General features: G+C 50.9%; 5 protein-coding genes. All 5 read left to right on the top strand.

Annotation, left to right across the window (positions count from 1 at the left end):
* On the top strand, nt 1–491 hold a 491-nt coding region (locus ABYW01_RS17460; protein ID WP_372835221.1), incomplete at its 5' end, for a chemotaxis protein CheB.
* Nucleotides 491–1,231: a flagellar motor protein gene (locus tag ABYW01_RS17455; RefSeq protein ID WP_372835218.1), complete on the top strand. Its 741-nt coding sequence runs from the start codon at nt 491–493 to the stop codon at nt 1,229–1,231. The genes ABYW01_RS17460 and ABYW01_RS17455, both read left to right, overlap by 1 nt.
* A gap of 3 nt (nt 1,232–1,234) precedes the next feature.
* Nucleotides 1,235–2,176 carry a flagellar motor protein MotD gene (gene motD / locus ABYW01_RS17450; protein ID WP_372835215.1) on the top strand — a complete coding sequence of 314 codons (942 nt, stop codon included), beginning with the start codon at nt 1,235–1,237 and terminating at the stop codon, nt 2,174–2,176.
* 6 nt (nt 2,177–2,182) lie between these two features.
* On the top strand, nt 2,183–2,971 hold the full coding sequence (locus ABYW01_RS17445) for a ParA family protein (protein ID WP_372835212.1): 789 nt from the start codon (nt 2,183–2,185) through the stop codon (nt 2,969–2,971).
* On the top strand, nt 2,968–3,260 hold a 293-nt coding region (locus ABYW01_RS17440; RefSeq protein WP_372835209.1), incomplete at its 3' end, for a hypothetical protein. The genes ABYW01_RS17445 and ABYW01_RS17440, both read left to right, overlap by 4 nt.

Here is a 3,260-nt window from a genome sequence, read left to right as displayed (position 1 = left end):
CTTTCCCATATCCCATTTTGCTGGTTCAGCATATGCCGAAGACTTTTACCCCGGTATTTGCCGAGCGCCTGAATCAGCAATGTAATATTACAATCAAAGAAGCTACTGACGGCGATCGCCTAATGGCCGGTACCGCACTGTTGGCCCCGGGCGGGCATCAGCTGATTATCGATCCACGTCAAAATGATCGGGTTAAGGTCATGCCGGGTGATGAACGCCTGACGTATAAGCCAAGTGTCGACATATCCTATGGTTCTGCCGCGAAGTGTTTTGGTGACAAAGTACTGGCTGTAATTCTGACAGGCATGGGCAGCGACGGTACAGACGGTGCTCGTCTGCTAAAACGCTCAGGTGCGACGGTATGGGCACAGGACGAGAATAGTTCGACAATCTATGGTATGCCCAAGTCTATCGTTGAGGCAGGTTTGGCGGATGCCGTTATGGATCTGGATGAAATTGGTACGTTGCTCAGTAAACAGGGAGAGCGTTGATGGATCCGATGACCATATTGGGGATTCTGGTTGCGTTGGGCGCGGTGGTCGGTGGCCATTACCTTGACGGGGGATTATTGAATCAACTCGTGAACCTGCCTGCTGCCGTTATCGTATTTGGCGGGACGCTGGCGGCCGCGGCTGTACAATCGCCAAAAGAGGAGTTTTCCCGAGCGTTGAGATTACTGGGTTGGGCCTTTGGTGGAAGACGCTATGATTTTCAGCAGGGAATCGAACTGTTGATGCTCTGGTGTACGCTCGTTCGGCGTGACGGTATTTTGGCGCTCGAGAAAGAAATGGATAAACACACCGATAGTTTTGTGCTTAACGGACTGCAGATGCTGGTCGATGGCAAAAGCTCAGAAGCGATCCGCAACAGTTTGGGGACTGAGTTAGTGACTGTTGAGCAGAATGATCTACGAGGCGCAAAGGTAATTGAGAGCATGGGTGGTTATGCTCCCACGCTTGGTATTATTGGTGCTGTGTTAGGTTTGATCCATGTAATGGGGAATCTGAAAAGTCCGGAAGACCTCGGTGCGGGTATCGCCTTGGCCTTCGTTGCGACAGTGTATGGTGTGGGGATAGCCAACTTGTTGCTGATCCCTATCGCTAACAAAATTAAGGGCCTGATTATGACTCGGTATAACTATCAGGAAATGATGTTAGAGGGCATGGCTGCGATTGCACAAGGCCAAAACCCGAGAGTGATCCAGCAACGTTTGCAAGGTTACATGAGCTGAGCCATGCCCAGACGTATTCCACCTGATGACTATGTGAATACCGATCGTTGGATACTCTCTTACGCGGACTTTATCACCCTGCTGTTTGCCTTCTTTGTGGTGATGTATTCGCTCTCCAGTGTGAATGAAGAGAAGTACAAAGAGCTTTCTAATGCGCTGAGTGGGGCGTTTGAAGGTGTGGGGCTGGATGCGTCAATTCTGGGTGCTGGGCAAGGCGCAATCATCGGGCTGGGTGAAGAACCCGCAATGCCAAATGAGCAGGTGGAGCCGACGCCCGAACTTGAACTGCCTGATGCTGATGAAACTGATCAGCTCAAGACCATCATGGAGCGACTGGAAACTCGTATTCGCCCCAATGTTTCTGAGCGTGACCTGAAATTAGTTGGGGATGAACTTTGGTTATCCATTGAGTTACGTTCAGGTATGTTGTTCAGGTCGGGGCAGGCAAAGCCAACGCATGAGGCTGATGAATTGCTGCAGCGTTTAGCGGTGATATTGCGGCCTTATGATAATCCGATTCACGTGGAAGGGTTTACCGACGATCAGGTGATTGATACAGACCAATTTCCATCCAATTGGGAACTCTCCGCCGCGCGTGCTGCTGCGGTGGTTCGTTTGCTGAACCATCATGGCGTTGATCCTGCGCGGATGGCAGCGGTTGGATACGGTGAGTTTCAGCCCGCTTATAGCAACCGGACTGATGAAGGACGCCAACTGAATCGGCGTGTCGTCATCGTAGTATCCCGAGACAAGAAAGTCAGACGTACGTTGTCCGCATTCGGCAGTCAGCAAGTCAGTAAAGATGCAGTATCCACCGTGATCGCAACGGATCAAACAGAATCGACCGATACTCCTGTCATTGAACAGGTGGAAACGGCCTCTGGCGGTAAGTTGTTTAGACAGGTTGCGCCGGTGAATGCATCCGATCAGCAGGAAAATGAGTAATAGATTATGCAGGTATGGACCGTCGCAAACCAAAAAGGTGGCGTGGGTAAAACAACCACGGTAGTCAGTCTGGCTGGATTGCTGGCCGAGGTCGGTTACCGAGTGCTGTTGATCGATCTTGATCCCCATGGTTCTTTGACAAGTTATTTCGGATACGATCCGGACGAGCTTGAATTTAGCGTGTTTGACCTATTTGAAGGCAGCAACCCGATCAACGCGGCAACGGTACACCGGATGCTGCTTGAAACCTCTCATGAACGCCTTGAGCTGATGCCAGCGTCAACGGCGTTGGCGACACTTGAGCGCCGTGCTGTGGGTCAGGAAGGGATGGGATTACAGATTGCCCGTGCGCTTGTTCAGATAAAAGAAGAATACGATTACGTTATTATCGACACGCCACCTATCCTTGGCGTATTGATGGTCAATGCGTTGGCTGCATGTCAGCATCTGCTGGTGCCGGTTCAAACAGAGTTTCTGGCATTAAAAGGCCTGGAACGCATGGTACGTACTATCAGCATGATTAATCAGGCACGTAAGAACAAACTAAAATATACCATCATCCCAACCTTCTATGACCGCCGTGCACATGCATCGGTGACGAGCTTGCGCGAACTGCATAATCGATACTCTGATCGTATTTCCAGCGCGATTGTGCCGGTTGATACTGAGTTGCGAAATGCCAGTATCAAAGGGTTAGTTCCTTCCGCCGTCGATTCCAGTAGCCGCGGTGTTCATGCGTATGCCCGAATATTACGGACGTTGGTTGAAGCGCAAAAACAAGAGGCTTCGGTATGACGAAGTTACCAGAAGATGCAGATTATTACGCACCGCAAACAGGAAATCAGCAGGTTGTATTCGACTACCTGGAATCGCTGCTGGAAGATCCGGATACGCTTGCGCGTGATACTGAAGCCGAGTTGCAGGCGATCGAAGCACTTGAGCGTGATGAGCAGCCAGAGAGTGAGCCTTCGCTACTCACGGTGGAAAGCGAGTTGCTTGACGCTGCTCCGGTTGCGCAAGATGAACCGGAAGTTGATATTGCTGCAGACACAATAGCGGAGTGCGAACCCGATCTGTTACCGGT

This window comes from Pontibacterium sp. (assembly GCF_041587635.1).
Classification (GTDB): Bacteria; Pseudomonadota; Gammaproteobacteria; order Pseudomonadales; family Balneatricaceae; genus Pontibacterium.
This window is presented reverse-complemented; position numbering and strand designations above follow the sequence as displayed.